25 protein-coding genes and 1 pseudogene are annotated in these 24,666 nt (G+C 63.2%); 9 read left to right on the top strand and 17 right to left on the bottom strand.

The features are described 5' to 3' along the window. The first annotated feature begins 1 nt into the window (after position 1). Positions 2-1,474, top strand: a complete 1,473-nt coding sequence (gene gatB, locus LHU53_RS03755; RefSeq protein ID WP_227330748.1) for an Asp-tRNA(Asn)/Glu-tRNA(Gln) amidotransferase subunit GatB — start codon at positions 2-4, stop codon at positions 1,472-1,474. Here gatB and LHU53_RS03760 read toward each other — a convergent pair. Next, positions 1,471-2,157 (bottom strand): DUF4124 domain-containing protein, encoded by a 687-nt coding sequence (locus tag LHU53_RS03760; RefSeq protein WP_227330749.1) that lies wholly within the window; start codon positions 2,155-2,157, stop codon positions 1,471-1,473. The genes gatB and LHU53_RS03760 overlap by 4 nt on opposite strands. Continuing rightward, positions 2,154-2,864, bottom strand: a complete 711-nt coding sequence (gene pyrE / locus LHU53_RS03765; RefSeq protein WP_227330750.1) for an orotate phosphoribosyltransferase — start codon at positions 2,862-2,864, stop codon at positions 2,154-2,156. Before pyrE ends, LHU53_RS03760 begins: the two co-directional genes overlap by 4 nt. Positions 2,865-2,874: 10 nt before the next feature. On the opposite strand from pyrE, the gene LHU53_RS03770 reads away from it, so the two are divergent. After that, entirely contained in the window at positions 2,875-3,666 is a 792-nt protein-coding gene (locus LHU53_RS03770) for an exodeoxyribonuclease III (RefSeq protein WP_227330751.1), read from the top strand. 93 nt (positions 3,667-3,759) lie between these two features. Here the strand turns inward: LHU53_RS03770 and LHU53_RS03775 are convergent, their stop codons facing one another. Then, positions 3,760-4,932, bottom strand: coding sequence for an ATP-binding protein (locus tag LHU53_RS03775; RefSeq protein ID WP_227330752.1), 1,173 nt, complete (start codon positions 4,930-4,932; stop codon positions 3,760-3,762). 141 nt (positions 4,933-5,073) lie between these two features. On the opposite strand from LHU53_RS03775, the pseudogene LHU53_RS03780 reads away from it, so the two are divergent. From LHU53_RS03780 to LHU53_RS03795, 4 genes and pseudogenes are all read left to right on the top strand, one after another. After that, a pseudogene (locus LHU53_RS03780) lies at positions 5,074-5,190 on the top strand (exodeoxyribonuclease III); the annotation flags it as partial. A 154-nt stretch (positions 5,191-5,344) separates the two neighbouring features. Continuing rightward, on the top strand, positions 5,345-6,091 hold the full coding sequence (fabG, locus tag LHU53_RS03785) for a 3-oxoacyl-ACP reductase FabG (RefSeq protein WP_227330753.1): 747 nt from the start codon (positions 5,345-5,347) through the stop codon (positions 6,089-6,091). Between the two features lie 252 nt (positions 6,092-6,343). Beyond that, complete coding sequence (locus LHU53_RS03790) at positions 6,344-7,063, top strand: TerC family protein (protein WP_227330754.1); 720 nt, start codon at positions 6,344-6,346, stop codon at positions 7,061-7,063. A 24-nt stretch (positions 7,064-7,087) separates the two neighbouring features. Beyond that, on the top strand, positions 7,088-7,426 hold the full coding sequence (locus LHU53_RS03795) for a phage holin family protein (protein ID WP_227330755.1): 339 nt from the start codon (positions 7,088-7,090) through the stop codon (positions 7,424-7,426). Here the strand turns inward: LHU53_RS03795 and LHU53_RS03800 are convergent. Beyond that, positions 7,416-8,975: a M48 family metalloprotease gene (locus tag LHU53_RS03800; RefSeq protein WP_370632215.1), complete on the bottom strand. Its 1,560-nt coding sequence runs from the start codon at positions 8,973-8,975 to the stop codon at positions 7,416-7,418. The two genes, LHU53_RS03795 and LHU53_RS03800, sit on opposite strands and share 11 nt — an antisense overlap. Positions 8,976-9,221: 246 nt before the next feature. On the opposite strand from LHU53_RS03800, the gene moaC reads away from it, so the two are divergent. After that, on the top strand, positions 9,222-9,713 hold the full coding sequence (gene moaC / locus LHU53_RS03805; protein WP_227330756.1) for a cyclic pyranopterin monophosphate synthase MoaC: 492 nt from the start codon (positions 9,222-9,224) through the stop codon (positions 9,711-9,713). A gap of 42 nt (positions 9,714-9,755) precedes the next feature. Here the strand turns inward: moaC and LHU53_RS03810 are convergent, their stop codons facing one another. Continuing rightward, on the bottom strand, positions 9,756-11,333 hold the full coding sequence (locus LHU53_RS03810; protein ID WP_227330757.1) for a Wzy polymerase domain-containing protein: 1,578 nt from the start codon (positions 11,331-11,333) through the stop codon (positions 9,756-9,758). 370 nt (positions 11,334-11,703) lie between these two features. Here LHU53_RS03810 and LHU53_RS03815 point away from each other — a divergent pair, with 370 nt between their 5' ends. Further along, entirely contained in the window at positions 11,704-12,153 is a 450-nt protein-coding gene (locus LHU53_RS03815) for a MaoC family dehydratase (RefSeq protein ID WP_227330758.1), read from the top strand. A 50-nt stretch (positions 12,154-12,203) separates the two neighbouring features. Here LHU53_RS03815 and LHU53_RS03820 read toward each other — a convergent pair whose 3' ends face one another. From LHU53_RS03820 to purB, 3 genes are all read right to left on the bottom strand, one after another. Continuing rightward, entirely contained in the window at positions 12,204-12,998 is a 795-nt protein-coding gene (locus LHU53_RS03820; RefSeq protein ID WP_227330759.1) for an enoyl-CoA hydratase, read from the bottom strand. Positions 12,999-13,056: 58 nt separating this feature from the next. Then, positions 13,057-13,617 carry a YaeQ family protein gene (locus LHU53_RS03825; RefSeq protein WP_227330760.1) on the bottom strand — a complete coding sequence of 187 codons (561 nt, stop codon included), beginning with the start codon at positions 13,615-13,617 and terminating at the stop codon, positions 13,057-13,059. A gap of 103 nt (positions 13,618-13,720) precedes the next feature. Next, positions 13,721-15,100 (bottom strand): adenylosuccinate lyase, encoded by a 1,380-nt coding sequence (gene purB / locus LHU53_RS03830; protein ID WP_227330761.1) that lies wholly within the window; start codon positions 15,098-15,100, stop codon positions 13,721-13,723. Between the two features lie 103 nt (positions 15,101-15,203). Between purB and LHU53_RS03835 the strand changes: the two genes are divergently transcribed. Then, on the top strand, positions 15,204-15,818 hold the full coding sequence (locus LHU53_RS03835; protein ID WP_227330762.1) for a glutathione S-transferase N-terminal domain-containing protein: 615 nt from the start codon (positions 15,204-15,206) through the stop codon (positions 15,816-15,818). Positions 15,819-15,947: 129 nt separating this feature from the next. Here LHU53_RS03835 and LHU53_RS03840 read toward each other — a convergent pair whose 3' ends face one another. The 9 genes from LHU53_RS03840 to LHU53_RS03880 form a co-directional block, all read right to left on the bottom strand. Continuing rightward, positions 15,948-16,406 carry a nuclear transport factor 2 family protein gene (locus LHU53_RS03840; RefSeq protein ID WP_227330763.1) on the bottom strand — a complete coding sequence of 153 codons (459 nt, stop codon included), beginning with the start codon at positions 16,404-16,406 and terminating at the stop codon, positions 15,948-15,950. Beyond that, on the bottom strand, positions 16,403-17,182 hold the full coding sequence (locus tag LHU53_RS03845) for an SDR family oxidoreductase (RefSeq protein WP_227330764.1): 780 nt from the start codon (positions 17,180-17,182) through the stop codon (positions 16,403-16,405). The genes LHU53_RS03840 and LHU53_RS03845 overlap by 4 nt, the downstream gene beginning before the upstream one ends. A 75-nt stretch (positions 17,183-17,257) precedes the next feature. Continuing rightward, on the bottom strand, positions 17,258-17,794 hold the full coding sequence (locus tag LHU53_RS03850; protein ID WP_227330765.1) for a DUF3833 domain-containing protein: 537 nt from the start codon (positions 17,792-17,794) through the stop codon (positions 17,258-17,260). Beyond that, positions 17,791-19,140, bottom strand: coding sequence for an MFS transporter (locus LHU53_RS03855; protein WP_227330766.1), 1,350 nt, complete (start codon positions 19,138-19,140; stop codon positions 17,791-17,793). Before LHU53_RS03855 ends, LHU53_RS03850 begins: the two co-directional genes overlap by 4 nt. Before the next feature lie 6 nt (positions 19,141-19,146). Beyond that, the gene (locus tag LHU53_RS03860; RefSeq protein ID WP_227330767.1) at positions 19,147-19,722 is read right to left on the bottom strand and encodes a chalcone isomerase family protein; all 576 of its coding nucleotides are present in this window, start codon (positions 19,720-19,722) and stop codon (positions 19,147-19,149) included. A 4-nt stretch (positions 19,723-19,726) separates the two neighbouring features. Beyond that, a complete protein-coding gene (locus LHU53_RS03865) occupies positions 19,727-21,028 on the bottom strand; it encodes a cyclopropane-fatty-acyl-phospholipid synthase family protein (RefSeq protein WP_227330768.1) in 1,302 nt (433 codons plus the stop codon). Between the two features lie 11 nt (positions 21,029-21,039). Next, on the bottom strand, positions 21,040-21,801 hold the full coding sequence (locus tag LHU53_RS03870) for a DUF1365 domain-containing protein (RefSeq protein WP_227330769.1): 762 nt from the start codon (positions 21,799-21,801) through the stop codon (positions 21,040-21,042). An 83-nt stretch (positions 21,802-21,884) separates the two neighbouring features. Then, positions 21,885-23,186: an NAD(P)/FAD-dependent oxidoreductase gene (locus LHU53_RS03875; RefSeq protein ID WP_227330770.1), complete on the bottom strand. Its 1,302-nt coding sequence runs from the start codon at positions 23,184-23,186 to the stop codon at positions 21,885-21,887. Between the two features lie 228 nt (positions 23,187-23,414). Beyond that, positions 23,415-24,650: an HD-GYP domain-containing protein gene (locus LHU53_RS03880; protein ID WP_227330771.1), complete on the bottom strand. Its 1,236-nt coding sequence runs from the start codon at positions 24,648-24,650 to the stop codon at positions 23,415-23,417. Positions 24,651-24,666: the final 16 nt, after the last annotated feature.

Consider the following 24,666-nt stretch of genomic DNA (forward strand, 5'->3'; position numbering starts at 1 on the left):
CATGACTGATACAAAATCTGTAGCGCAAAAGTCCCTTCTGGTAAGGGGTTATGAGGTTGTGATTGGTTTTGAGACCCACGCCCAGCTGTCCACCCAATCCAAGATTTTCAGCCGCGCCGCCACCGCCTTTGGCGCCGAGCCCAACACGCAAGCCTGTGCCGTGGACCTGGCCTTGCCCGGCACGCTGCCGGTGATGAACAAGGGTGCGGTCGAGCGCGCCATTGAACTGGGCCTGGCGCTGGGCTCGCACATTGCACCGCGCAGCATTTTTGCCCGCAAGAACTACTTCTACCCCGATCTGCCCAAGGGCTACCAGATCAGCCAGTTCGAGATCCCGGTGGTGCAGGGCGGCTCGGTCGAGTTTTATTTGGGTGACGAGAAAAAGTCGGTGCGCCTTGTGCGCGCCCATCTCGAAGAAGACGCGGGCAAGTCCTTGCACGAGGACTTCATCGGCCAGACCGGCATTGACCTGAACCGCGCCGGCACGCCGCTGCTGGAGATCGTGACCGAGCCCGACATGCGCTCCACGGCTGAGGCGGTGGCCTACGCCAAAGAGCTGCACAAGATCGTCACCTGGATCGGCATCTGCGACGGCAACATGCAGGAAGGCAGCTTCCGCTGTGACGCCAATGTGTCGGTGCGCAAGCCTGGCGAGCCCTTGGGCACGCGCCGCGAGATCAAGAACCTCAACAGTTTCAAGTTCATGCAGCAGGCGATTGATTACGAGATCCGCTGGCAGATTGACGAACTCGAAGACGGCCGCGCCATCCAGCAGGCCACCGTGCTGTTCAACCCGGATAACGGTGAAACCCGCGCCATGCGCAGCAAGGAAGACGCCGCCGACTACCGCTATTTCCCCGACCCGGATCTGCCACCGCTGGTGATTGCGCCCGAGTGGGTGGAGCGCGTGCGGGCTGGCATGACCGAGCTGCCGCGTGTGATGGCGGCGCGTTTTGTCACAGACTACGGCTTGTCAGACTATGACGCCACCGCCCTGACCCAGAGCCGCGAGGTGGCTGCTTATTTTGAAGCAGCGGCCCAAGCCTGCGGCCAGCCCAAGCTGGTCGGCAACTGGATCATGGGTGAAATTTCGCGCCGCCTGAATGCCACGGAATCCGACATCAGCGCCTGCCCGGTCACGCCGACGCAACTTGGTCAGCTCGTCAGCCGGATCCAGGACGGCACCATCTCGAACAACGCTGCCAAACAGGTGATGGATGTGTTGTGGGCCGAGCCGCAAGCCCAGGTGGATGCGGTCATTGAGACCAAAGGCCTCAAACAGATGAACGACACCGGTGCTTTGGAAAAGATCGTTGACGCGGTGCTGGCTGCCAACCCGAAAAACGTGACCGAATTCCGCGCGGGCAATGCCAAGGCATTGAACGCGCTGGTCGGCCAGATCATGAAGGGCAGCCAGGGCAAGGCCAACCCGCAGCAGGTCAACGACCTGCTCAAGCAAAAACTGGCGGGTTAATCCGGGCGGGCGGTCGAGGCGGGGGCCGCGCCCAGTTGCCACAGCGGTGCCAGGCGCTGCTGTTCGGCGTCAAAGCGGGCGTTCACGCGGGCCACCTCGGCGTCCTTGTCGGCCTGGAACCGACCCTGGACGGCCAGCGCCTGATCCACGTCGGTCAGTTGCGTGCGCAGTTTTTGCGGTGCCCGGCTAGGGTCTTTCTGATAAAAAGCCATTTCGTCAGCGAGTTTGGCCTTCTGGGCCTGTAGCGTCTTGATGCGCTCAACGGCCATCTGCCGACCCTGGCTGACCCGCATCAAGGCGTCCGCCCGTTCTTTCTCATGCGCTTCAGGGTTGGGGTAGCGGGTGAGCAAGGCCCGATCACGTCGTTTCTCTTCTTCCTGCCGGGCCTGTTCGGCTTGTTCGGCCTTGGTTTTGGCCTCGATCTCGCGCAGTTCCTTGGCCGTTGGCGTGGGCCCCAAACGGGCTTTGACGGTGCCGCTCGGGTTGAGAATGGTCTGCTCGCGGTCGCGACAGGCGGCGATGGGCCGGTCCGAGTTCAGCTTGCGGCCGTTGGCGTCGGTACAGGTGTAAATATCGCCGCTGGGCGGTGGTTCCGGCAGGGGTGCCTGGGCCAGTGCCACCCCCTGGCTCAGGCTCGCCAGCCAGCCCAAAGACCACACCCAAGTCCGTTGTCGGGCGCTCATGCGGCATCGACGCCGTAGCGGTCACGGTAGGCCTGAACCTTGTCATGGGCATCGGTCAGGCCGGGAACCTGGTGGTGCTGCAGGTAGTCCATCAGATCACGCAGCCGGGCAATGGCGCACACCTGCAGGCCCAGCGTTTGCTGCACATATTGCACCGCGCTGTGGGCCACATCGTGGCCGTCTTCGGTGGCTTTTTCCTGCCGGTCCAGCGCAATCACCACCGCATGCGCGGTGGCGCCTGCACGCTGGATCAGGGCGATGGATTCACGCACCGCGGTGCCTGCGGACATCACGTCATCCACGATCAACACCCGGCCCTGCAGCGGCGCGCCGACCAGCGTGCCGCCCTCGCCGTGGTCCTTGGCTTCCTTGCGGTTGTAGGCAAAGGGAACGTTTTTACCCAGGCGAGCCAGTTCCACCGCCAGGGCCGCGCCCAGTGGAATCCCCTTGTAGGCGGGGCCAAAAATCATGTCGAATTCGATGCCGCTGGCGAGCAGGCGCTGCGCATAAAATTGCGCCAGCTGGCCCAGCTTGGCCCCGTCATCGAACAGGCCTGCGTTAAAAAAATACGGGCTCAGCCGACCCGCTTTGGTTTTGAACTCGCCAAAACGCAGCACACCGGCCGCCACCGCAAATTGCACAAAATCCTGCGCCAGCTTGTCGGTCGACGGGTCTTGGCGGGTTTCGATCTCAACACCCTCTGACATGGGGAAATCCTTGTTTAAATTAACCACTCTGAACCTCAACGGTATTCGTTCTGCCACCAGCAAAGGGCTGGAAGCCTGGATCAGCCGCACCGCGCCGGATTGTATTTGTGTGCAGGAAATCAAAGCCCAAGCGCCTGACCTGGCTGAGCGCTTTGAGCATCTGGCGGGCTTGCCAGGGTATTTTCACCTGGCGGATAAAAAAGGTTACTCGGGCGTCGGCATCTACAGTCGCGCCGAGCCCAGCGATGTTAATGCCGGTTTTGATGGTGGCGAGTTCGATGCGGAAGGCCGCTACCTGGAGCTGCGTTTTGACACGCCCAGCGCCAAGCGCTCCATCATCAGCTGTTACTTTCCCAGCGGTTCCTCGGGTGAGGAGCGCCAGCAGGCCAAGTTCCGCTTTCTGGATCTGATGTACCCGCACCTTCAGCGGCTCAGAGGCGAGCGCGAGTTCGTGGTGTGCAGCGATGTCAACATCGCCCACCAGGCCATCGACCTGAAAAACTGGAAAAGCAACCAGAAGAACTCGGGCTTCCTGCCCGAAGAACGTGCCTGGATGACCAAGCTGCTGAGCGAGGGCGGCCTGGTGGATGTGTACCGCCAATTGCATCCCGCCACCACCGACGAGGCCTACACCTGGTGGAGCAACCGCGGCCAGGCCTATGCCAAGAATGTCGGGTGGCGGCTGGACTACCATTTGGCCACCCCGGCTTTTGCCGCACTGGCGCGTGGCGAAAACATCTTCAAGGAAGTGAAGTTCAGTGACCATGCGCCTCTGACTGTCGATTACGACTTCACGCTTTGATCCGGCATCCGCAGGAACGTCAAAAGAGACAAGAGCGCCTGCCGTATCGGGACTAAGCGCGGGCGGTCTGCCGCGTCTTGCAGCTAGCAAACCTCAAAGGGGTACTTCGGGACCTTCGAGAGTCTTAAGAACACTCATCCGGCCGCTGTAGGCTTCGGCAACGAACGGATCACTGACGCCGTAGATCCCGTGGCCGTCGCGAGCAAGGATATTTGAATCCACCAGCATGGTGGCGACCTTCTGAATTTCCTCCGCGCTCACCGGACGGCCGAGTTCGGCGCTATATTCTTCTAGCGTAGCAGCGGAGAAAAGCTTCTTCACGCCCTGCCCACCTTGCTTGCACACGTAGCCAAAAACAGCCAAAGCCAGCGGACCGAGCTCGTCCAGTCGCGCCAGATCTATGCCGGCCGCCGATTGCCGCACGCCTTCGGTGATCGCGCGCAGATCCTGATCCGCATCCACGTAGTTCGGCAACTGCTGAAGCGCAAATAGTGCTTTCATGAGTTCCTCAGGCCGGCGCCCCAGTCGCACAAAGCAATCAAAGGCGACGGCTAGGGTTGGCGTCCTCACACCAAGATCTGCCTCTTCTAGCAGCCAACTTACAAAGTCGATCTCCAAGACGGGAAAATCCTCCGACATGGCGCCGTTGAAGGCTTGCTTGCCCTTAATTGTGAGTTCACGGACTCGGGCGCGGTGCGACCCAGTGCCGACGAACAGGAAGTACCCAGGTGTATCTGGGGTCAAGTTAATTTCATCGCGGGCAGCTTTGAGGGCGAGCAGCATGTTGTGACCGTCCTCCGAACCCAACGCATGCTGGACTTCATCCACGATGACCACGACGTTGGTTCGGGCTAACCGCACGAGTTCGGAGAAAGCCCCCGCAAGAGTATTCCCTTCGTTCTTGCCGAGTTCTGTGAGACTAAAACTGAACTTGAAGCCAGCGGCGCCCACGTCTAGGCCTTTTAACCGTTTCAAGGTCCTCAGTGCCTTTGAGTCCGCGCGCTCCAGATCTGCCAGTGCCTTGCGCACTACAGCTAGCAGCAGGTCGCTCGGCTTGGCGGCTGTGTTGCTCCATAGGTCGACATACACAACGATGGCCCCTTGCGCCTCAAGCGCGGGAATCAGGTCACCGCGAAGGAACGTTGTCTTGCCGATTCGCCGCAATCCGCCCAAGAACAAACCAGAACGGACTTTTTTCATCAATCCTTTTGGTTGGAGCAATTGATCTGCCATCTCCGAAGCAAGTTTAGGCCGATGGAAAGTCATATCTATCCTTTTTTATGATTCAGAGGTAATTATCTCCAACCCATAATTTTTAGTAAACCTCCAAAATAGGGGGCGCGTGCAGCCCGCTTCAAACGAGTTCGTCGTGGTCGTAAAAGCATCGGCCTGGATGCAGTTTTTTGTCGCATCGGCTACCACCAGGCCACCCCCGCCTGGGCGGCCAAGGCGCAGTCCATCGCTATTTACAAAGGCGAGAAATTTTCAGACCATGCGCCCGTCACCGTGGAATACGCTCTCTGAAATGAGAGCGCCCAATCGTTTTGGCATCAAGGCTCAAGGCTAATCTTGGGCTGTCAAGTCTGACTGACACCCGGTCCGCACAATCGTCAACTTCATGCAATGTCCCAGCCCTAGAATGATCAGGGTTTCTACTAACGAACTTATCGGGATCATCATGACAGCACGTCTTACCAACAAGGTTTCCATCATCACTGGCGCGGCCCAGGGCATTGGCCTGGCAACGGCGCTGAAGTTCGCCCAAGAAGGCGCCACCGTGATTGTTTGCGATGTCAAGCAAGCCGGTGTGGACGAAGCCGTGGCGCAGTGCCGCGCAGCTGGCGCCACCGCAGAAGGTTTTGTCATGGACGTGACCAACCGCGCCGTGGTGGACGATGTGGTGGCCCAGGTCAAGGCCAAGTTTGGCCGCATCGACGTGCTGGTCAACAACGCCGGGATCACCATGGATTCCAGCCTGAAGAAGATGACCATCGAGCAGTTCGACAAGGTCATCGACGTGAACCTGCGTGGTGTGTTCCATTGCACCCAGGCCGTGGCTGACGGCATGGTGGCCCAAGGCAGCGGCGTGATCCTGAACGCCAGCTCCATCGTCGGCTTGTACGGCAACTTTGGCCAGACCAACTACGCCGCTACCAAGTTTGGCGTGATCGGGTTCACCAAGACCTGGGCGCGTGAGATGGGTGGCAAGGGCGTGCGCATCAACGCCGTGGCGCCCGGCTTCATTGCCACACCCATGGTGGCTGCGATGCCCGAAAAAGTGCTGGCCGACCTGAGCGCCAAGGTGCACATGCGCCGCATCGGCAAGCCCGAGGAAATCGCCAACGTCTACGCCTTCCTGGCCAGCGACGAAGCCAGCTACATCAACGGTGAGTGCATCGAAGTCTCGGGCGGCATCTCGCTTTAAGTGATGTGAGCCTGTTGCGGGCTCAGCGTGCGCTTTGTCCAGGCGCCACTTCCAGCAGCCTTGTGCTAGCGGGTGGCGCTTTTTCATGTCCAGAAGTTTCCGGCGCACTTTTGACGTAACCCCCCTTGGGCCAAGTGTTCACGTGGTTCAATACACGTTGTTGGCCATCCAAGCGCCTGAAGGCAGGGATCCCGGGTCGCTGCCCGGGATGACCACTCAAAGACGACGGCCTGATTTTTCACGTTAACGCTCATGGAACTTTTTACTGCCCCCTGGTGGTCGGCCCTGTTGGTCATCGTGGTGATTGACCTGGTGCTGGCAGGCGACAACGCCATCGTGATTGCGCTGGCCGCGCGCAACCTGCCGCCACATCTGAAAAACCTGGCGATTGTGTCGGGCAATGTGGGCGCATTTGCGGTGCGCGCGATGATGGCATTTGGCACCGTCTGGCTGCTGCAGGTGCCGGGGCTGTTGCTGATCGGCGGCCTGGGCCTGGTGTGGGTGGCGTACCAATTGCTGGCCGATGATGCGCAAGAGAAGCCCGGTGACCCCGTGGCCTACACCTTCTGGGGCGCGATGAAAATCATCATCGTGGCCGATGCCCTGATGGGGGTCGACAACGTGCTGGGGGTGGTTGGCGCCGCGCATGGCGCGCTGGAGCTGGTGGTGATTGGCCTGCTGATCAGCGTGCTGATTGTGGTGTTTGGCAGCACCCTGGTGCTGCGCTTGGTGGAGCGTTTCCCCCTCATTGTTCAGGTGGGGGGTGCCGTGCTGGCCCTGACAGCGGCCAAAATGATTGTGAGCGAGCCTTTGCTGAAGGATATCTTCGGCCCGTTTCACGGCGATGTGGCGGCCGAGCCGCTGCAGGCCACGGCCCGCTGGGTGGTCTATGTGCTGGTGATCGGGGGGGTGTTGATGGCCGGTTGGTGGAAAAAGCGCGGCGCGCAGGTCAGCCAGCAACTGGGGGGGTAAGCACTTTGTGCTAATCTGGCCCGCATGAAACTCATCCTCAAATGGCTGCTCAGCGCGGCCGCCCTGTTGGCCGTGGCTTATATCTACCCCGGGGTGGTGGTGGCCAGCTTTGGTTCGGCCTTGCTGGCGGCCTTGATCATCGGGCTGTTCAACATGGTGCTGCGACCGGTGCTGGTGCTGCTGACGCTGCCGGTGACGGTGATCACGCTGGGGCTGTTCCTATTTGTCATCAACGCGCTGATGTTCTGGGCGGCCTCCGGTGTGCTGACCGGCTTCCATGTGCAGGGTTTTGGCGCGGCGCTGCTGGGCTCGCTGATTTACTCCGCGATGGGGCTGGTGATTGACGCGGTTCTCAAGGATTAACCGCTTGCTGTTTCAGTAGCGCCTCTATTTGCCGCTGGCGCGTGTCGATGATGGACGCGTCGATATGGTCGGCTGAACTCCCCCCTGTTGGATTGGCGCGCATCAGGTCTTGTGCGGCGCGCAGGCGGTCCATCGCGCCGGTGTAGTCCAGCCGCGCGGCTTGTGCCTCGGCCTCGGCACGCAGCGCACGCAGGCTTTGGTTTTGGGCACGGTACAGCCCCGCCAGCGCTTGCCAGGCCAGCGCGTCCTGCGGCTGGGTGGTCAGCCAGGTTTGCAGGTTTTGTGTGACGCTGCTCAACGCGGCGTTCTGGTTGAGCTGCAGCGCCACCTGCGCTTGCAGCAGCAGTTCGGGGCGGCGCATGTTGGCCACCGGCGTGGTGGTGGCCTCCCGCAGACCGAGCCGGGTGGCCAGGTCGGTTAACTGCGCTGGTGTCAGGTCCCGGGCGGTCAGGTCAATTTCGGCGCCCAGCCAGCGGACCGGCTCGGCGGACCCGGCATCCACGGACGTGATCGCCTGCAAACGCGCCAGGTTGCGCCGCGCCAGGGTCGGGTCGCGCAGTTGCAGCGCCGCCAGGGCCGCGCCATACAGGGCGCCCGCCTGCTGCGCCGCAGGCGCCGAGCGCAAGCCCGGGTCGTCCACTTGCGCTTGCCAGGTGCGCAGGGCGTCCACCCCGGTGTTGGCCAGCACCTTGGCGCGGGTGGCCATCATGGCGTGACGCATCTGCGGTGCGGTCGCCACCGCCTGCGGTGCGCCCAGCGGCAGGCGCGACTGCATGTCGGCGATGCGTTCGGTGGTCAGTGGGTGGCTGCGCAGATACGGGTAGCTGCCGCTGTCGTTCAGCCGTGCCGCCTGCTGCAGCTTGTCAAACATGGTGACGAAGCCTTGCGCCTCAAACCCGGCCTGGGTCATCACACCCAAACCGATGCGGTCGGCCTCGCGCTCCATGTCGCGTGAAAAGTTGAGCTGGTTTTGCGCCGCCACCGCCTGCCCGCCGACCATCAGCGCGCTGGCAGCGTCGGGGCTTTTGCTGGCCGCCAGCGCGCCCAGAATCATCGCGCCAATCAGCCACGGGGTCTGCGCCGTGTCCTTGGCAATCAGCCGCGAGATGTGTCGCTGCGTGACGTGGCTGAGCTCGTGCCCCAAGACCGAGGCCAGTTCGTCGCGGCTGCTGACCACCGCCAGCAGGCCCAGGTTCACACCCAGGTAGCCGCCGGGCAGCGCAAACGCGTTGACGGTGCGGTCACGCCCCAGCATGACGTGCCAGGCAAAACGTTCGTCCAGCTCGGGCGTCAGGTCGCCGCGCACCCGGGCGGCGCGCAGCAGTGGCTGCCACACACCTTGCACGTAATCGGCCAGCACCGGGTCGTCCAGATAGTCGGGGTCGCGAAACAGCTCGCGGGCAATGCGGTCACCCAGGCGGCGCTCTTCGGCGCTGGCCATGGCACTGCCGTCGCCCAGCAGCGGCAGGCTGGTGGCGCTGGCTGGTGTGCTGCCTGATGGGGCCATCGTCTGGGCATTCAGGCCAGCTGGCAACCAAGCGCAGGCCATGGCCAACACCATCGCTGAGCGCCATGGATGGATAGCGGCTGGGGGCCGACGAGGGGTCATATCAGTTTTGCGTGGCATAAGGTCTGGTGTGGATGGGCCAACAGCGCCCGGTAGGAAGCAACGTGAGCGGTCATCGGGTCTGGCCGCTTCGCGCATCAGGGCAGGATCAGCCCGTATGATGCCAGCCTGCCGTAAAGGTTCGGTCAATCTGCCTGAGCCGGGCCACTTCATTGGAAACGACTTGTCATGAACACCCTGACCCATTTTGACGACCAGGGCCAAGCCCACATGGTGGATGTGGCCGCCAAGGCCGCTACCCACCGCATTGGCGTGGCCGGTGGCCGCATCGAGATGCTGCCCGCCACGCTGGCACTGATCGAGTCCGGAAGTGCCAAAAAGGGCGACGTGCTGGGTATTGCCCGCGTGGCCGGCATCATGGCGGCCAAAAAAACCAGCGACCTGATTCCGCTGTGCCACCCGCTGGCACTCACCCGCGTGGCAATCGAGTTTGAATTAATCCACGCAGACGCGCCTGAGGTCAACGCTGTTTATTGCACCGCCACGGTAGAAACCGTTGGCCCCACTGGCGTCGAAATGGAAGCGCTGACCGCCCTGCAGGTGGCGCTGCTCACCATTTACGACATGTGCAAGGCGGTGGACCGCGGCATGACCATCACCGACTGCAAGCTGCTGCAAAAACATGGCGGCAAGTCGGGGAGTTATGTGGCGGCGGGTTAGCTTGCCAGGTGCTCATGCCGACCTTTTTGTATGGACGCTGCTTTATCGCCGCGCCCAGCGCGCGTAATCCGCCGGAAAAGCCGCCTGATACCGCGCCGCATAGAAGTTCACCTCATCGCTGCGGCCAAGCAACTGCGCGCTGTCCAGCACCATCTCCGCCACACGCGCCTCGGGCGAAAAGTGCAGCATGTCTTTGGCCAGTGCGTTGAGGTAGGCGGCGTTGGTCGGGCGCAAAGGGGTGGTGGTCAGCTCGGCAAAACGGACCGCGTTCTGGTACAGCCAGACATCCCTGACCTTTTGCAAGGTGTGCTCGCGGTAGGCGCTGGCCCGCTGGTTGAGGGGCAGGTATAGCTGGCTGGCCAGGACATAGTTCCACGCGGCAAAGCTGCCATAGGCGACGATCCCCAGCGCTGTCAGCCCATAGAGATAGGACCTTGACGGGTGGGGCACCTGGTCAGCCTCCGCGCCGACCGCTCCGCGTGGCACCCACCACAACAGCCACACGCTCAGCGCCGCCGCCATCTGGAACGGTCCGTACCACAACGGGTATTCCAGCAGGCTGTGCAGCCCGATCACCGCCAGCACGCCCCAAGCCAACTGCCGTGCCGGGTGGCGCTCGCGCCAGGGCTGGCCGCGCCACACCAACCACAGCGCGCCAGCGCACAGCAACAGCGCGGCGGGCAGACCCAGCTCCAAGGCCAGGTGCAGCGGCAGGTTATGCGCGTTGTCCAGAATGTCGCAAAACCGCGGACCGGCGTACAGCGTGATGAAGTGCGCGTAATCCAGCTCGCCCCAGCCCCAGCCGCCCCACGGCTTTTGCGCGATCAAATTCAGCACATTGCCCCACAGCGTCAGGCGGCTGCTGCAAGCCGCATCGCCCGCGCGCAGCCGCGCCCAGGCGCCGCTGCCCAGTGGGTCCAGCCCGGCCAACAGGGGCAGGGCCAAGGTGGCCGCGGCATAGGCGGCCAGCGCCACCCCCAGCAGCGCCAGCATCTGCTGCCGGGCCCGATCGGTGCGCCCGCGTTGCCACCACCAGGTCAACACACTGATCAACGCCAGTTGCAGCAAGCCGGTGCGCGACGATGACGCCGCATTACCTGCGCTCACCAGCGCTGCCATGTTCAGCAACAAGGGGAACGCCCACGGCAACGACCATAGCAGCCGTCTTTCATCGGTGCGGGCGCCCTGGTTGCCAGGGGGCCACAGCGGCTCACCTGGACTGCCGTTGGCCGGTAGCCAGGCAACCCGCTGCGCCGCCAGCCACAGTACCGCCAGTAGCCCGATGTTCAACAGCGTGGCAAACTGGTTGCGCTGGCGCAAATTGCCAAACGCCTGGCCCGGCTCCGTGGCGTTCACCCAAGGCCCAAAGGCCGCGCTGGCGCCCATATATTGCAGCAGCCCGACAAATGCGCTGACAGCGGCCGCCACCACCCAGCCCAGCGCCACCGCCTTGACCATGCGGAGGTTTTCACCACGCTGTGTGTCAAATGCCAGCGCCAGCAGCACCCCGGCCGCACACACCCAGGCAAACAGCAGCGGCGCCACCTGCGCCGTCGGCCCGGGTGAAAACGGGTTCAGCCAGGGCAGGGTGATGAAAAGAAAAGCGGCGACAGCGGGCATGGGTCAACGGTTCAGCACGGCTGAAAAAGTGGCGCGGCGACAAGGCTCAAACGATGTGGATGAGTATAGAAGTCAGACTGGACGCGGCTGGATCGCCCATTTGGACGATGTCTGGCCCCCCAGTTTCTATGGATGCCAACGCGTCACCATCCATGACGTTCGATGCGCGGTGGGGGCCGATATGATGTGCTGACCATCGCCAGCGCCCACAGGGCGGGTTGCAACGTGCTTTTCAGCGACTACTTGAACGCCAGCGAGACCCCGGCAGGCACCAGGATCATGAACCCGTTTGCGGCCCACCCGGGACGCCTGTCGGGTAGAGATGTTTTACCACTTGTCAATTGACACCAACACCAAGGACCTCTTCACCATGAATGACCAGAACGGCTACGACGTGGAAGACCTGCACGTGGGCATGAGCGCCACAGTGGCCAAAACCATCACCGAGGCAGACATTTTGCTGTTCTCGGCCGTGTCCACCGACGTGAACGCGATCCACTTGAACGAAGAGTACGCCGCCAGCACGCCGTTCAAGGGCCGCATTGCGCACGGCATGTTGTCAGCCAGCCTGATCTCGGCGGTGCTGGCCAATCGGCTGCCCGGCCCGGGCACGATCTATTTGGCGCAAGACCTGAAGTTCACGGCGCCGGTGCGCCCGGGCGACACGGTGCATGCCACGGTGACGGTGCTGGAATTGGGTGACAAAGGGCGGGTAACGCTGCAAACCACCTGCACGGTCAAAGGCGTGACGGTGATCGACGGCCAGGCGCAGGTCAAGATTGGCTCGTCAGCGCGACGAGCGGCCAGCCGTCAAGGCTAAGACACGCCGGGTCATGCCGGGCCACTGACCCGGCAACCCTGCCTTGGCGGTCAGGTCTGCGCCCAGTTGGGCGGGCGTTTGTCGATGAAGGCCTGCACACCTTCCAGCGCGCTGGCGTCCATCATGTTGCAGGCCATGGTTTGGGCGGCGTCCAGGTAGGCGGCTTCGATGCCGTTCTCCAGCTGGCGGTAAAACAGCGATTTACCCAGCACCACGGCGGCGCGCGGTTTGGCCAGGATGCTGTCCACCAGTTGGGCCAGCTCGGTGTCCAGCTGATCGGGTTCGGCCACGCGGTTGACCAGACCTTCGGCCAGAGCTTTCTGGGCGCTGATGAATTCGCCGGTGACCAGCATCTCGAAAGCCGCCTTGCGCCCCAGGTTGCGCGCCAGTGCCACGCCCGGCGTGCTGCAAAACAGGCCCAGATTCACACCACTCACCGCAAAACGTGCGTTGCTGGCCGCCACCGCCAGGTCGCACATGGCCACCAGCTGACAGCCCGCCGCCGTGGCAATGCCATGCACGCGGGCAATCACCGGCACCGGTAGCTTCTGGATGCTCAGCATCAGCTTGGCGCATTGTTTGAACAGCGTCTGGTAATAGCTGTGCGACGGCTGGGCGCGCATTTCACGCAGGTCGTGCCCGGCGCAAAAGGCTTTGCCAGCGGCGGCAATCACCACGGCGCGCACGCTGTCGTCGGCTGACAGCGCATCCAGTTCCTGCTGCAGCGCGGTCATCAGCGCTTCAGATAACGCATTGAAAGCGTCGGGCCGGTTCAGCGTCAGGGTGACCAGGCCGCGTGGGTCGCGGGTGATGAGGACAAGCGGTGCAGCTACAGCGGTGTTCATGGTGTCTCAAGCAGGTGAATGGTCTGCCTTTGTACCAAAAAACCGCTCACCGGGGCGGCTATTTCCAGCGAACCGGCTCGATGTCGACGTTGTGGGTACCGTCGCCCAGCATCAGCACACCTTCCTGGAGGGTGGCTTGCAGACTCATGCTGCGCTGCGCCATGGGAATGAGCGCCTGCGCGGTGGTGCTGGCAATGCGCCAGACCTGCAGCCGGTCCAGCCGGGTGAGTTTGGTCTCGATGCCTTTCCACCAGATGTCGGCCGCCTGGCCAAAGGCGTACAGCACCACGGCATCACTCTTGTTGCAGGCTTTGCTCAGCGGTTTGTCTTCGGGTTGGCCGACCTCGATCCACAGCCGTGTTTGGCCGGTGAAGTCACGCAGCCAGACATCGGGCTCGTCCGGGTCAGACAGGCCTGCGCCAAAGGCCAAGATGCCGTCGCCACCGCAGATGCTTTGCAATTTGTGGGCCTTCAGCGCCAGCGCGCACAGGCGCACCATCATGCGCTCGTCGGTTTCGCTGGGGTGGCGTGCCAGGGTGAGCGCGTGGTCGGCGTAATAACTGTGGTCAATGTCTGCAATTTGCAGACTGGCTTTGAAGATGGTGGATTTGGTGGCCATCAGGTGGTGTGTGCACGGCTCAGACCAACCCGCCGCCGGGCCGCCCCAAGGCGGGTTAGCCCCCTCGGGGGGCAGAGAGGACACAGCGTGCCGAACGTGGGGGTCATACCCGCTGCGCCAGTTCCGCGGCCTTGCCGGTGTAGCTGCCAGGCGTCATGGCCAGCAAGCGGGTTTTTTCGGCCTCGGGAATCGCTAGGTTGGCGATGAAGCCTTGCATCAGCTCGCGCGTCATGGGCGCGCCGCGGGTGAATTCCTTGAGCTGCTCATACGGCTCAGGCAGGCCAAAACGGCGCATCACGGTCTGGATGGGTTCGGCCAGCACTTCCCATGAGGCATCCAGGTCGGCAGCAATCGCGGCTTCGTTCAGTTCGAGTTTGCCCAGGCCGGTCGCCAGCGACTGGTACGCCAGCACGGCATAACCCAGCGCCACGCCCATGTTACGCAACACGGTGCTGTCGGTCAAATCGCGCTGCCAGCGGGAAATCGGCAGTTTCTCGGACAAATGCCGCAGCATGGCATTGGCCAGGCCCAGGTTGCCTTCGGCGTTCTCGAAGTCAATCGGGTTGACCTTGTGCGGCATGGTGCTGGAACCCACTTCGCCCTTTTTGAGCTTTTGCTTGAAGTAGCCCAAGGAGACATAACCCCACACGTCGCGCGACCAGTCGATCAGGATGGTGTTGGTGCGCGCCACCGCGTCAAACAGCTCGGCCATGTAGTCGTGCGGCTCGATCTGGATGCTGTAGGGCTGAAAGGTCAGGCCCAGGCCCAGCGGCTCGGGGGTCTCAATCACTTTTTTGCTGAAGGCTTCCCAGTCGAATTCAGGCCAGGCCGACAGGTGGGCGTTGTAGTTGCCCACCGCGCCGTTCATCTTGGCCATCAGTTTGATGCTGGCGATCTTGTCGCGCGCGGCCACCAGGCGCACCACCACGTTGGCCACTTCCTTGCCCACGGTGGTGGGGCTGGCGGTCTGGCCGTGGGTGCGGCTGAGCATGGGCACCTCGGCAAAGGCGTGCGCCATCTCGCGCAGTTTGCTGATGATGGCGTCCAGCGCGGGCAGCAGTACCGCGTCGCGACCGCTCTTGAGTTGCAGCGCGTGGCTGGTGTTGTTGATGTCTTCGCTGGTGCAGCCAAAGTGCACAAACTCTTGTGCTGCCAACAGTTCCGGACGGGCTTCGAACTTGGCCTTGAGCCAGTACTCCACGGCTTTCACGTCGTGGTTGGTGGTTTTTTCGATCTCTTTGATGGCCAGACCATCGGCTTCGGAAAAATTCTTGACCAGGCCCAACAGATAGGTGCGGGCGCCCGGAGACAAGGGCTTGAATTCGGCAAAGCCGCAGTCGCTCAGGGCAATGAACCAGGCCACTTCAACCTGCACCCGGCGGTGCATGTAACCCAGCTCACTCATGGCGGGGCGGAGTTTGGCAAGTTTGGCGGCGTAGCGGCCGTCCAGCGGCGAGAGGGCGGAGATGGCGTTGGTACTCATGGACAAGATTGTAGGGGGGCGGGCATTTGCCAGGCTGTCAGCCCGCGGCAATGTCGATGGATAGAATTCCCGGCACATCTACAGACCGTGCCTCACCATGCCCATGAAACTTATCGGATCCAACACCAGTCCTTACGTTCGCAAGGTGCGGGTGGTGATGGCCGAGAAGAAGCTGGACTACGACTATGTGCTGGAAGACGTGTGGGTGGCCAGCACCGGCATCGGTCAGTTCAACCCGCTGGGCAAGGTGCCATGCCTGGTCATGGAAAACGGCGACGTGATCACCGACTCGCGCGTGATCGTGGAGTACTTCGACACCTTGTCGCCGGTGGGCAAACTGCTGCCGACGGTGGGGCGCGAACGGGCCGAGGTCAAGACCTGGGAGGCGCTGGCCGACGGCGTGCTGGACGCGGCCATTTTGGCGCGGCTGGAAGCCACCTGGAGCGGGCGCGATGAGGCACAGCGTTGCCAGGCCTGGATCGACCGGCAGTTGCTCAAGGTGGACGCCGCGCTGCACACCATGAGCAAGGGTCTGGGTGACAAACCTTATTACACGGGCACGCACCTGGGTCTGGCCGACATTGCGGTGGGGGTGGCACTGGGTTACCTGGATTTCCGCTTTGCACATATCAACTGGCGTGAGGCGCACCCCAACTTGCACAAGCTCTATGACAAGCTGATGCAGCGGCCGAGCTTTGCTGATACCAAACCGTTTTGATGCTTTAACCCGCAGCGCACGTTGGGTGCCTGACTCCGCAAATGTCCCCCGGCTTAGGGCGCCGCCCCAAGCCTCCTCCTTGATTTTGCTACGTCAGACACCCAACGCACGCCGCTAGTCGCTGATGGGTCATGAGTTGGCTCTGCGTTTGAGCCAGCGCATCAGGCCGCCGACCACGGGCAGTTTTTCATAGAGTTCTTCGGCGGCATCCCAGTAGTCGCGGTGCAGGGTGATCAGCCCGGATGCGTTCATCACCAGGTGGGTGGCGCCCAGAATGGTTTGTGTCTGGCCGGTTTTGAAGCCTTTGAAGCCGAACCTGAACTCCCAGGTCAAAAAGCCCTGGTTGCCCTGCAGCACCTGGTTCGTCACCACAAAGCGTGGGCTGTCCAACTGCACAAACATGTGGGCGAAGATGGCCTGGATAGCGGGGATGCCTTTGACCTCGTTGAACGGGTCTTTGAAGCGCGCCTGCGGGTCGTAAAACTCGCCCAGGCGGTTGAGGTTGTGCGGCGAAACCTCTTCAAAAAACGCCACCATGCGGGCGATTTGGGCGCTGTGGTCGGTGGACTCGGGGCTGTTGGTGGTCATTGGGTGGCCTTTTGAACCAAGTTGAAATAGGCGCGGTAGGGCAGCAGGCGCAGCAGGTTCAGCCACAGGGTGAAGCGTTTCGGGAAGTGGATTTCAAACCGCCCTTGGGCCCAGCCCTGCAAGATGGCTTGCGCCGCCTGGTCAGGGGTCAGCAGCGCGGGCATCTTGAAGTCGTTTTGTGCGGTCAGTGGCGTTTCGACAAAGCCGGGGTTGATGATCGACACGCCCAAGCCTTCGGGGTGCAGGTCCAGGTACAGCGCCTCGGCCAGGTTGATCAGCGCGGCTTTGGTCGGGCCGTAGGCCAGGCTGTTGGGCAGGCCGCGGTAACCGGCCACACTGCCGACCAGGCTGACGTGGCCGCTGCCGCGGGCGCGCAGCGCGGGCAGCACCGCGTCCAGCAGGTACAAGGCGCCCAGGTAATTGACCTCGACGTGGCGTTGCATGTCGGGCACGTCCATGGCGTCGGCGCGCATCGGCGCGTAATGACCGGCGCAATACACCACGCCGTCCAGCGGGCCCTGGGCCAGCAGGCAGGCGGCAGCTTGTTGCACGGCGGCGCGGTCAGTGGCGTCCAGCGGCAATGGCTGGCACAGCGGCTGGTTGTCTGCCAGCGTTTGCAGTGCGGCTGTGTTGCGCGCAGACACCACCACGCGCGCGCCCTGTGCCAGCAAGGCACGCGCTGTGGCGGCACCAATACCGCTGGAGGCGCCCACAATCCACACGGTTTTGCCGTGCCAATCGGTCAGGGGCGGGTTCAGGGGCTTGAAAAAGGGCATGAGATGCTTTTATTTTTTATAGCTTCTATCCCTTTATCAAAAAGAGCTAGAGGCTGATTTCTTGTGGGAATAGGGTTAAGCCCGCTTGGTGAACGCCAGGGTCACTTCACCCAGCTTGAAGCCAAATTTGCTCATGCTGGCCTTGTTGAGCATCACCATGTCGGTCATCAGGTACATCCAGTCGTCAAACTGCACCTCATAGACCTTGCCGTCCACCGGCAGCGCCATGGTGTAGGTCCAGTAAAAGGCGTTGCCGCGTGTCTGGCCGGTGGCCTCGCCCACCACATCGTCGGCGCGACCGGTGTAGCGGCCGTCGGGTAGCTGCGTCAGGCGCCAGATGCGCTTTTGCGTGCTGCCGTCCGAGTAGGTGAAGGATTCGTCGAGCACGCCTTCGTTGCCGTTCCAGTTGCAGACCATCAGCACGGTGAAGCGCTTGACCACCGCGCCCGAGCGGTCGGTGAAGATGCCATAGGCGTCCAGCGTGCCATTGAAATAGCTGCGCAGGTCCAGGACCGGTTTCTGGCCGGTGTAGGTTTCCAGGTCTTGCGAGGCGCAACCGGTCAGGGCCAGGCTAGCGGCGGCGCCGGCAGATAAAAGCAGTCGTCGTTTCATGGGTTCTTTCGGATGATGAGGAGGTAGAGCAGCACGGCGGCCAGCGTCTTCAGCGCGCAGGGCAGCAGGCAGTAGGCGAAAGTGAGGGTTTGCAGGGCCTCGGGGTCGGTCGCGCCGGGCGTGTAACCCAGCAGGCCCAGCGCGGGCAGCGCCACCCCGGCCGCCAGCGCCAGGTTCAGCTTGGTGGCAAAGGCCCACCAGCCAAAATACGCGCCTTCCGACTGCTGCTGGTCACCGTGGTGCTGGATCACACCCGCCAGCAAAGCAGCAGGCAGCGCCAAGTCCGTCCCCAGCGCCACGCCCGAGAGCGCGCAGACGATGACGAACGCGGTCACATCTCCCGCGCCCAAGCCCGCCGCAAAGGCAAACACCGCTACCGACAGCCCCATGCCCAGCCCCCAGGTGCGTGCCAGCCCCAGGCGCGGCACCACTTTGAGCCACAGCGGAATGCTCAGGGCGGCGCAGACAAAGTAGCTGCCCAGAAACAGCGGCTCGGCACTCGGCGGGGCCTGCAGGCGGTCTTGCACAAAAAACAGCATCAGCGTGGCGGGAATAGCGCTGGCAATGCCATTGACCATGAAGACGCTGATCAGCTGGCGGAACTGCGAACGCTTCCACGGCAGCCACAAGGCGCTGGTGCCTTCTGCTGACGGTTGCGCATTGGAGCCAGAGGTAGCTGCTGTTTGGGTTGGTCTTGCCCCCTCTCCCCCTGGGAGAGGGCTGGGGTGAGGGCTGGGCACCGGCCCACTGCGCCAGGCCAGCCAGCCCGCCACACTTGCTATCACTAAAAGAGTGACGGTCACAGGTAGACCAAGGGCTACCGGCGCCACAGAGGCCACTATCACACCCACCAGCCCCAGCCCTTCGCGCCACGCCACCACCCGGCTGCGGTACAGCGCGTCACCGCCCAGGCGCGCGCCCCAGGCCTGGTGCAGGATGGTCAGCGCGCTGAACGCCACGGTGGTCAGCAGCAGCGTGGCGCCCAGCCACAGCAGCAACTGTGTGCTGTTGGCTTGCAGCGCCACGGGTGGGAAAAACAGCAGGCCAAAGCCGGTGCACAGCAGCAGCGCCGCCAGGGCGGCCCAGCGCAGCACCGTGGCAGGCGCCCGGTTGGCCGTGGCGCTGTGCTGGTGCAAGTTGTCGGCCCAGCGGCCCAGCAGCGGGTCGATCAGCGTGTCAAACAGCCGCACGGCCACCAGCACCGCGCCCAGCGTGGCCAGCGACACCCCAAAACTGCGCGCGTAGTGGTTGGGCAGCAGCACATACAGCGGCAGCGCCACAAAGGCCAGCGGCAGCCCCATCAGGCCGTAGCGCCAGCCTTGCTGCCAGGTCAGAACCGGGTTCATGCGCAATCAGGCAGGTGCTGCGGCCAGCAGGGCTGCGCGCAGGTCGGGCTGGCTGGTGGTGGTGTCGAGCCAGATGCCAAAAAACCGGCGGCTGAACAGCGGGTCAGCCACCTCGCCCAGGCGTCGGCCGTTCAGCCAGAAGCGTGCGCCCTGGTCGGGCAGGTGCACACCGGTCAGGCGGTCATTGGCGGCCACATCGACAAACACGGCCTGCATGGCGGCCAGCCAGTCGGCTTGCTGGGCCGCGCTCAGGGTGGTTTGGCGCTGCATTTCGTCCAGGGAACGCTCGGCCATGGCCTGCGCCGACACGCGGCGCTGGTAGGTCAAGCTCAAAGCCAGCGCAAACTGGCCGTAGTCGCGGGCGCGAAAACCGGCGCCCACCCACAGCTGCGCTTGGTAAATGGACATGCCCAAAAACCGCAGCTGGGCGCTGCCCGACCAACTGGCTTGCGGCAAGCTGGCCACCACTTCTGGCCAGGGCGTGGGTGGGTTGAGGGGTGTCGTCAGGTTGGACGCCTGCGCGGGCAAGCTGTTCAGCAGCAACAGCGGCGCAGCCAGCAGGGTGCGGCGGGTGGTGGGCATGGCGTCAAGCCCGTTTTTGCAGCGTGTACTGCACCACGTCGATGTTGTTTTCCATGAACGCGGCTTCGCAGTAGGCCAGGTAAAACTCCCAGATGTGCATGAAGCGGGCATCAAAGCCGCCCGCCAGCACCTGTTCGCGGTGCGCCAGAAAGGTCTCGCGCCAGCGTTTCAGGGTTTCGGCGTAGTCGTGGCCAAAGGCGAACTCGTCCACCACCTCCAGCCCGGCTGCGGCTGCCTGGGCGCGGAACTCGCGCGGGCACGGCAGGCAGCCGCCGGGAAAGATGTATTGCTGGATGAAGTCGGTGGAGTTGACATAGCGGTCAAACAGCGCGTCATCGATCACGATGCTCTGCACGCAGGCGCGCGCGCCGGGTTTGAGCAGTTTGGATACGGTGGCAAAGTAGGTCGGCCAGAATTCGCGGCCCACGGCTTCGATCATTTCGATCGAGCAAATGGCGTCAAACGGCGCGTCCTGGATGTCGCGGTAGTCCTGCAGGCGTAGGTCAGCCGAGGTTGGCGCGCCGGTGCCAGCCTGAGCGGCCAACGCGTTGGGCGGCGCTGTGTTGCCGTCCGCCAGCCGGACGCCCAGACGCGCCATGCGTTCTTTGGCAAAGGCCAGTTGCTCGGTGCTGAGCGTCACGCCGGTGAGGTGGGCGCCAAATTCGGTGGTGGCTTTCTCGGCCAGCGCGCCCCAGCCGCAACCAATTTCCAGCACCCGGTGACCGGGCTGCACGCCCGCCATGCTGAGGGCGCGGCGCACCTTGGCGTGCTGGGCTTGCGCCATCGGCTGGCTCAGATCGCCGTCAAACAGGGCGGCCGAGTAATTCATGGTCTCGTCCAGCCACAGCTTGTAAAACGCGTTGCCCAGGTCGTAATGGGCGTGGATGTTTTTCTGGCTGTTGCTTTTGGTGTTGCGGTGCAGCAGGTGTTTGACGCGGTACAGCAGCCGCCCGGCCCAGGTGCCGTAGATCACGCTCTCCACCTCGGCGCGGTTTTTCACCAGCACGCGCAGCAGCTCGGTCAGGTTGGGCGTGCTCCAGTCACCGGCGATGAAGCTCTCGGCAAAACCGATGTCGCCGGATTTGAGCGCCGCGGCAAACGGCTTCCAGTTGTGCAGCACCAGTGTGGCGTGCGGCAGGGTCTGCTGGCCAAACCGTTGCATGCTGCCGTCTGGCAGCTGCACCGTCAGGCTGCCGTGCTGCAGCTTTTGCAGCAACTTGAACACGCTGCGTGCGGTGCGCGGGCAGTTGGCTGGCAAAACAAAAGCGTCGGACGCGCGGGCGGTGCGGCTGGTGGTGGAGTTCATGGCGGAGGTCCTCAGCGGGTGGTGAAGGTGGCAGGCGGTGGCGGCTTGCGAAAGAACGGCACTTTTTTGATGAACAGCTTGAGCGCGTGCCAATGGATGCGAAAGGCGATGCCAAAGGTCATCATCGGGTAGGTGAGCAGGGCGCGCCGGGCCGCGCGGGCGGTCAACGGCTCCATCTGGCCGCCGACGCTGGTTTCGATCAAGGGGCCTGCAGCGTCGTCAAAGTCGATGCGTGCCACGGTGCGTTGGAAGTCCGGCGTGATCATGAAGCGAAAGCGGTAGCCGCCTTCCACCGGGCAAAACGGCGACACATGGAACACCTTGGCGGCGCTGAGTTCCTGGCCCAGTTTCGGGTTGTCCAGCAGGTAGCAATGGCGCTCGCCAAAGGTGTTGTTGACCTCGGCGACGATGGCGCGCAGGTGGCCGTCCGGGCGGTGGCAGTACCAGAAGCTCACCGGTTTGAAGGTGAAGCCCAGCACGCGCGGGTAGGCGTGTAACCAGACTTCACCCGTGGCATCCAGGATGCCTTCACCGGCCAACAATTCATCCAGCCAGGCCAGCGCGCCGCCCGCCTCAGGCCCACGGCCATCCCCATGGTCGGTGTCATAAAAACTCAACGGCGCCCAGCGGTTGCGCGCCAGCACACCGGAGCCGTTGGCCTGCAGGCTGCGCATGGGCAGCATCAAAAAGTAAGTGGGGTAATGAAAGTCGTGGCGCACCGGTTTGAGGCGCGTGTGGCGCACCTGGCCAAAGCCGATCAGCGGCTGGGACATGGGATCAGGATGGCTTCGCTCCCTCTCCCCCCGGGAGAGGGCTGGGGTGAGGGCAACGGGTGATGCGTGGGTCATCTTTGGTCTCACCGCAGCAGGGATGTCAGCCGCAGCGCCACGTCCAGCCCGGCTTTCAGGCCGTCTTCGTGAAAACCGTAGCCCATCCACGCGCCCGCAAAATAGGTGTGTTGCTGACCTTGCAGCTCGGGCACCTGGCTTTGCGCACGGATGGCGGCCAGGTCAAACACTGGGTGGGCGTACTCAAATTCGCCGTGGATGGTTTTCGGGTCAATGTCGTGCAGCGGGTTCAGCGATACCACCACGGCTTGCGTGAACGGCAGCGGCTGCAATTGGTTCAGCAGGTAATGCAGGCAGACGCGGGCGTCGCTGCGGTCGGCCTGGTGCGTGGTGTTTTGCGCCGCAGCGCGCTCGAAGTTCCACGACGCCCAGGCCAGGCGGCGTTTGGGCAGCACCGAGGTGTCGGTGTGCAACACCGCGCGGTTGGGTTGGTATCGGATGGCGCCCAGCGTGGCGCGTTCGGCGGCACTCGGGGCCGCCAGCATCGCCAGCGACTGGTCGGAATGACAGGCCAGCACCACTTTGTCAAAACGCTCGGTCTGCCCGTTGCTGGTGATGTTGACGCCTGTGGCATCGCGCTCGATGCGGTGTACCGGTGCATTGAGCCGCTTGTCGGCCACCTGGGCGACGATTTTGTCGACATAGTGGCGCGCGCCGCCTGTGACCGTCCACCACTGCGGCCGGTTGCTGACCTGGATCAGGCCGTGGTTGTGGCAGAACCGGATCATGGTGGCCACCGGAAACTGCAGCATCTGATCGGTCGGGCAGCTCCAGATGCAGCCCAGCATGGGCAGCAGATACCAGTCGCGGAACTCGGCGCTGAACTTCTCCTGGCGCAAAAAGTCGGCCAGTGGCTGCATCAGTTCCTCATCCGCGCCTCGCAAAGCCAGCTCGGTGGCCAGTTTGTTGAAGCGCAGCAGGTCGCGCAACATGCCCCAGAAACGCGGATTCACCAGGTTGGCACGCTGGGCAAACACGGTGTTGAGCGAGGTGCCGCTCCACTCCAGCGGTGCGCGGCCGCCCTGCCCAGGCACCTGGACGGAAAATGACATGTCGGAGTGGGCCGTCTCGACCTGCAGTTCGGCCAACAGCGCGATCAGGTTCGGGTAGGTGCGTTCGTTGAACACGAGAAAACCGGTGTCTACGCCGTGGGTCAGCGGGCCTTGCGGCGTGGGCAGGGTGACATCCACCGTGTGGGTGTGGCCGCCAAAGTAACTGTCGGCTTCAAACAGGGTGAGGTCGGCGCGGCGTGAGAGCTTGTGCGCAACGGCCAGGCCGGCAATGCCGGAGCCTACGATGGCGATTTTCATGAGAAAGAGATAAGAATAAACGTTGACGTAACTTTGTGACTGCTTGGTAATTTAACACATGGCGTCGTTTTGCGCCCGATGCCGGCCTGCCATCGCGGCGTCGGGTGCCTGGATCCCGGATCGGCGCCCGGGATGACCGCCAACGGATGATCTTCAGAGGGTGACGCTCACCTGCGGGCAGCCCAAGCTGCCCAAGGCGTTTTCACGTTGGCCGCGGGCCAACCCGCGTTACCAGGGCCGCTCGGCTGCCACCTGCCGCGTCAGGCTGATCAGCTTGCCCAGGCTGTGGCTGACCCGCACCTCGCGAAACGGCACGCTGGCGATGATGCGGTAGTCGGGCAGGCTGGTGTCGCGCACGATCGGCTCGCCCGTGGGCATGCCCTGGCGGTTGATCAATACCGCCACCTTGGGCATGGTGGTGTTGAGGCTGCGCTTGATCACCACGGCGATTTCCTGCGAGTTCAGCTTCACGTAGGTGCCCGGTGAATAAATGCCCACCGCCTTGATCAGCGCCGCACCGGCTTCGTCGATCTCGCGGTTCTCGTCAAAGTAACACGACTGCATGGCGGCACCGGGTGACTCCGGCCCGCGGGTGGCGCGGGGTGCCAGCCGCGCGGCAAACATGTCGGCGCGCTGGATCAGCCGCGCCAGGCGCTGGCCATCGGGTCGGCCCGCCAGCGGGCCGGGGGTTTTGGCGCCATGGTTGAGCACCGCCTCCAGCCACAGCGCGTCCGTCACGCCCATTTGCTGCAGCAGATCCACCGAACGCGGTGAGTGGGTCTGGATGCGCTGCAGTTGCGCCGGTGTGGGGGGCTCTTTTTGCATGGCCAGGCGGTCTTGCAGCTCGGTCATGCTGATGTTCATGGTGAGCGCCGCGCTGCTCAGCGCCTTCAGGTGGGCGGGGGGCCATTTGAGGACGTCACGCGCGGCCAGGCAACAGATCACATTGACCAGCATCGCATGGGTGGCGCTGTACTGGCGCACCTCGCTGCCCGAGAGGTGGATCAGCGCCAGCAGGGTGCCGTCGGGGTTGCTCAGTGTCTGGCGTTCCAGCTCGTTTTGCAGCCGCTCCAGCCGCGGCAAAAAACTCTCGCCCTGGCTGTCGCGCAGCATGGCATGCGACAGTGTCTGCAGGTCCAGCCAGTCGAGCTCGTCCGAGTCCACCTCCGCCACTTTGTTGCGGTTGGCATCGTAGGGCGAGATTTGCACCTCGGCAATCTGGCCCAGTGACTTGTCTTCCATCACCAGGTTGTTCAGACGGTTGACGTAGCCGCGGCGAAAGTTGTCCGACTGGTCAAAGTCGATGTAGATCTGGCTGCGCCGCCCCACCATGGACTCCAGGTCCTGGCGGCTGGTCACCATGAAGCCGCGGCTGGCCAGCAGCACCCCGCTTTGGTCACGCAGTGCACAGGGCAAAGGTTGACCAATCAGGATGGCATCAATGCTGACAGGGACCAGGTTCATAGGGGCTCAAGTAGGG

The sequence above is a fragment of the Rhodoferax sp. U2-2l genome (assembly GCF_020594515.1).
Classification (GTDB): Bacteria; Pseudomonadota; Gammaproteobacteria; order Burkholderiales; family Burkholderiaceae_C; genus Rhodoferax.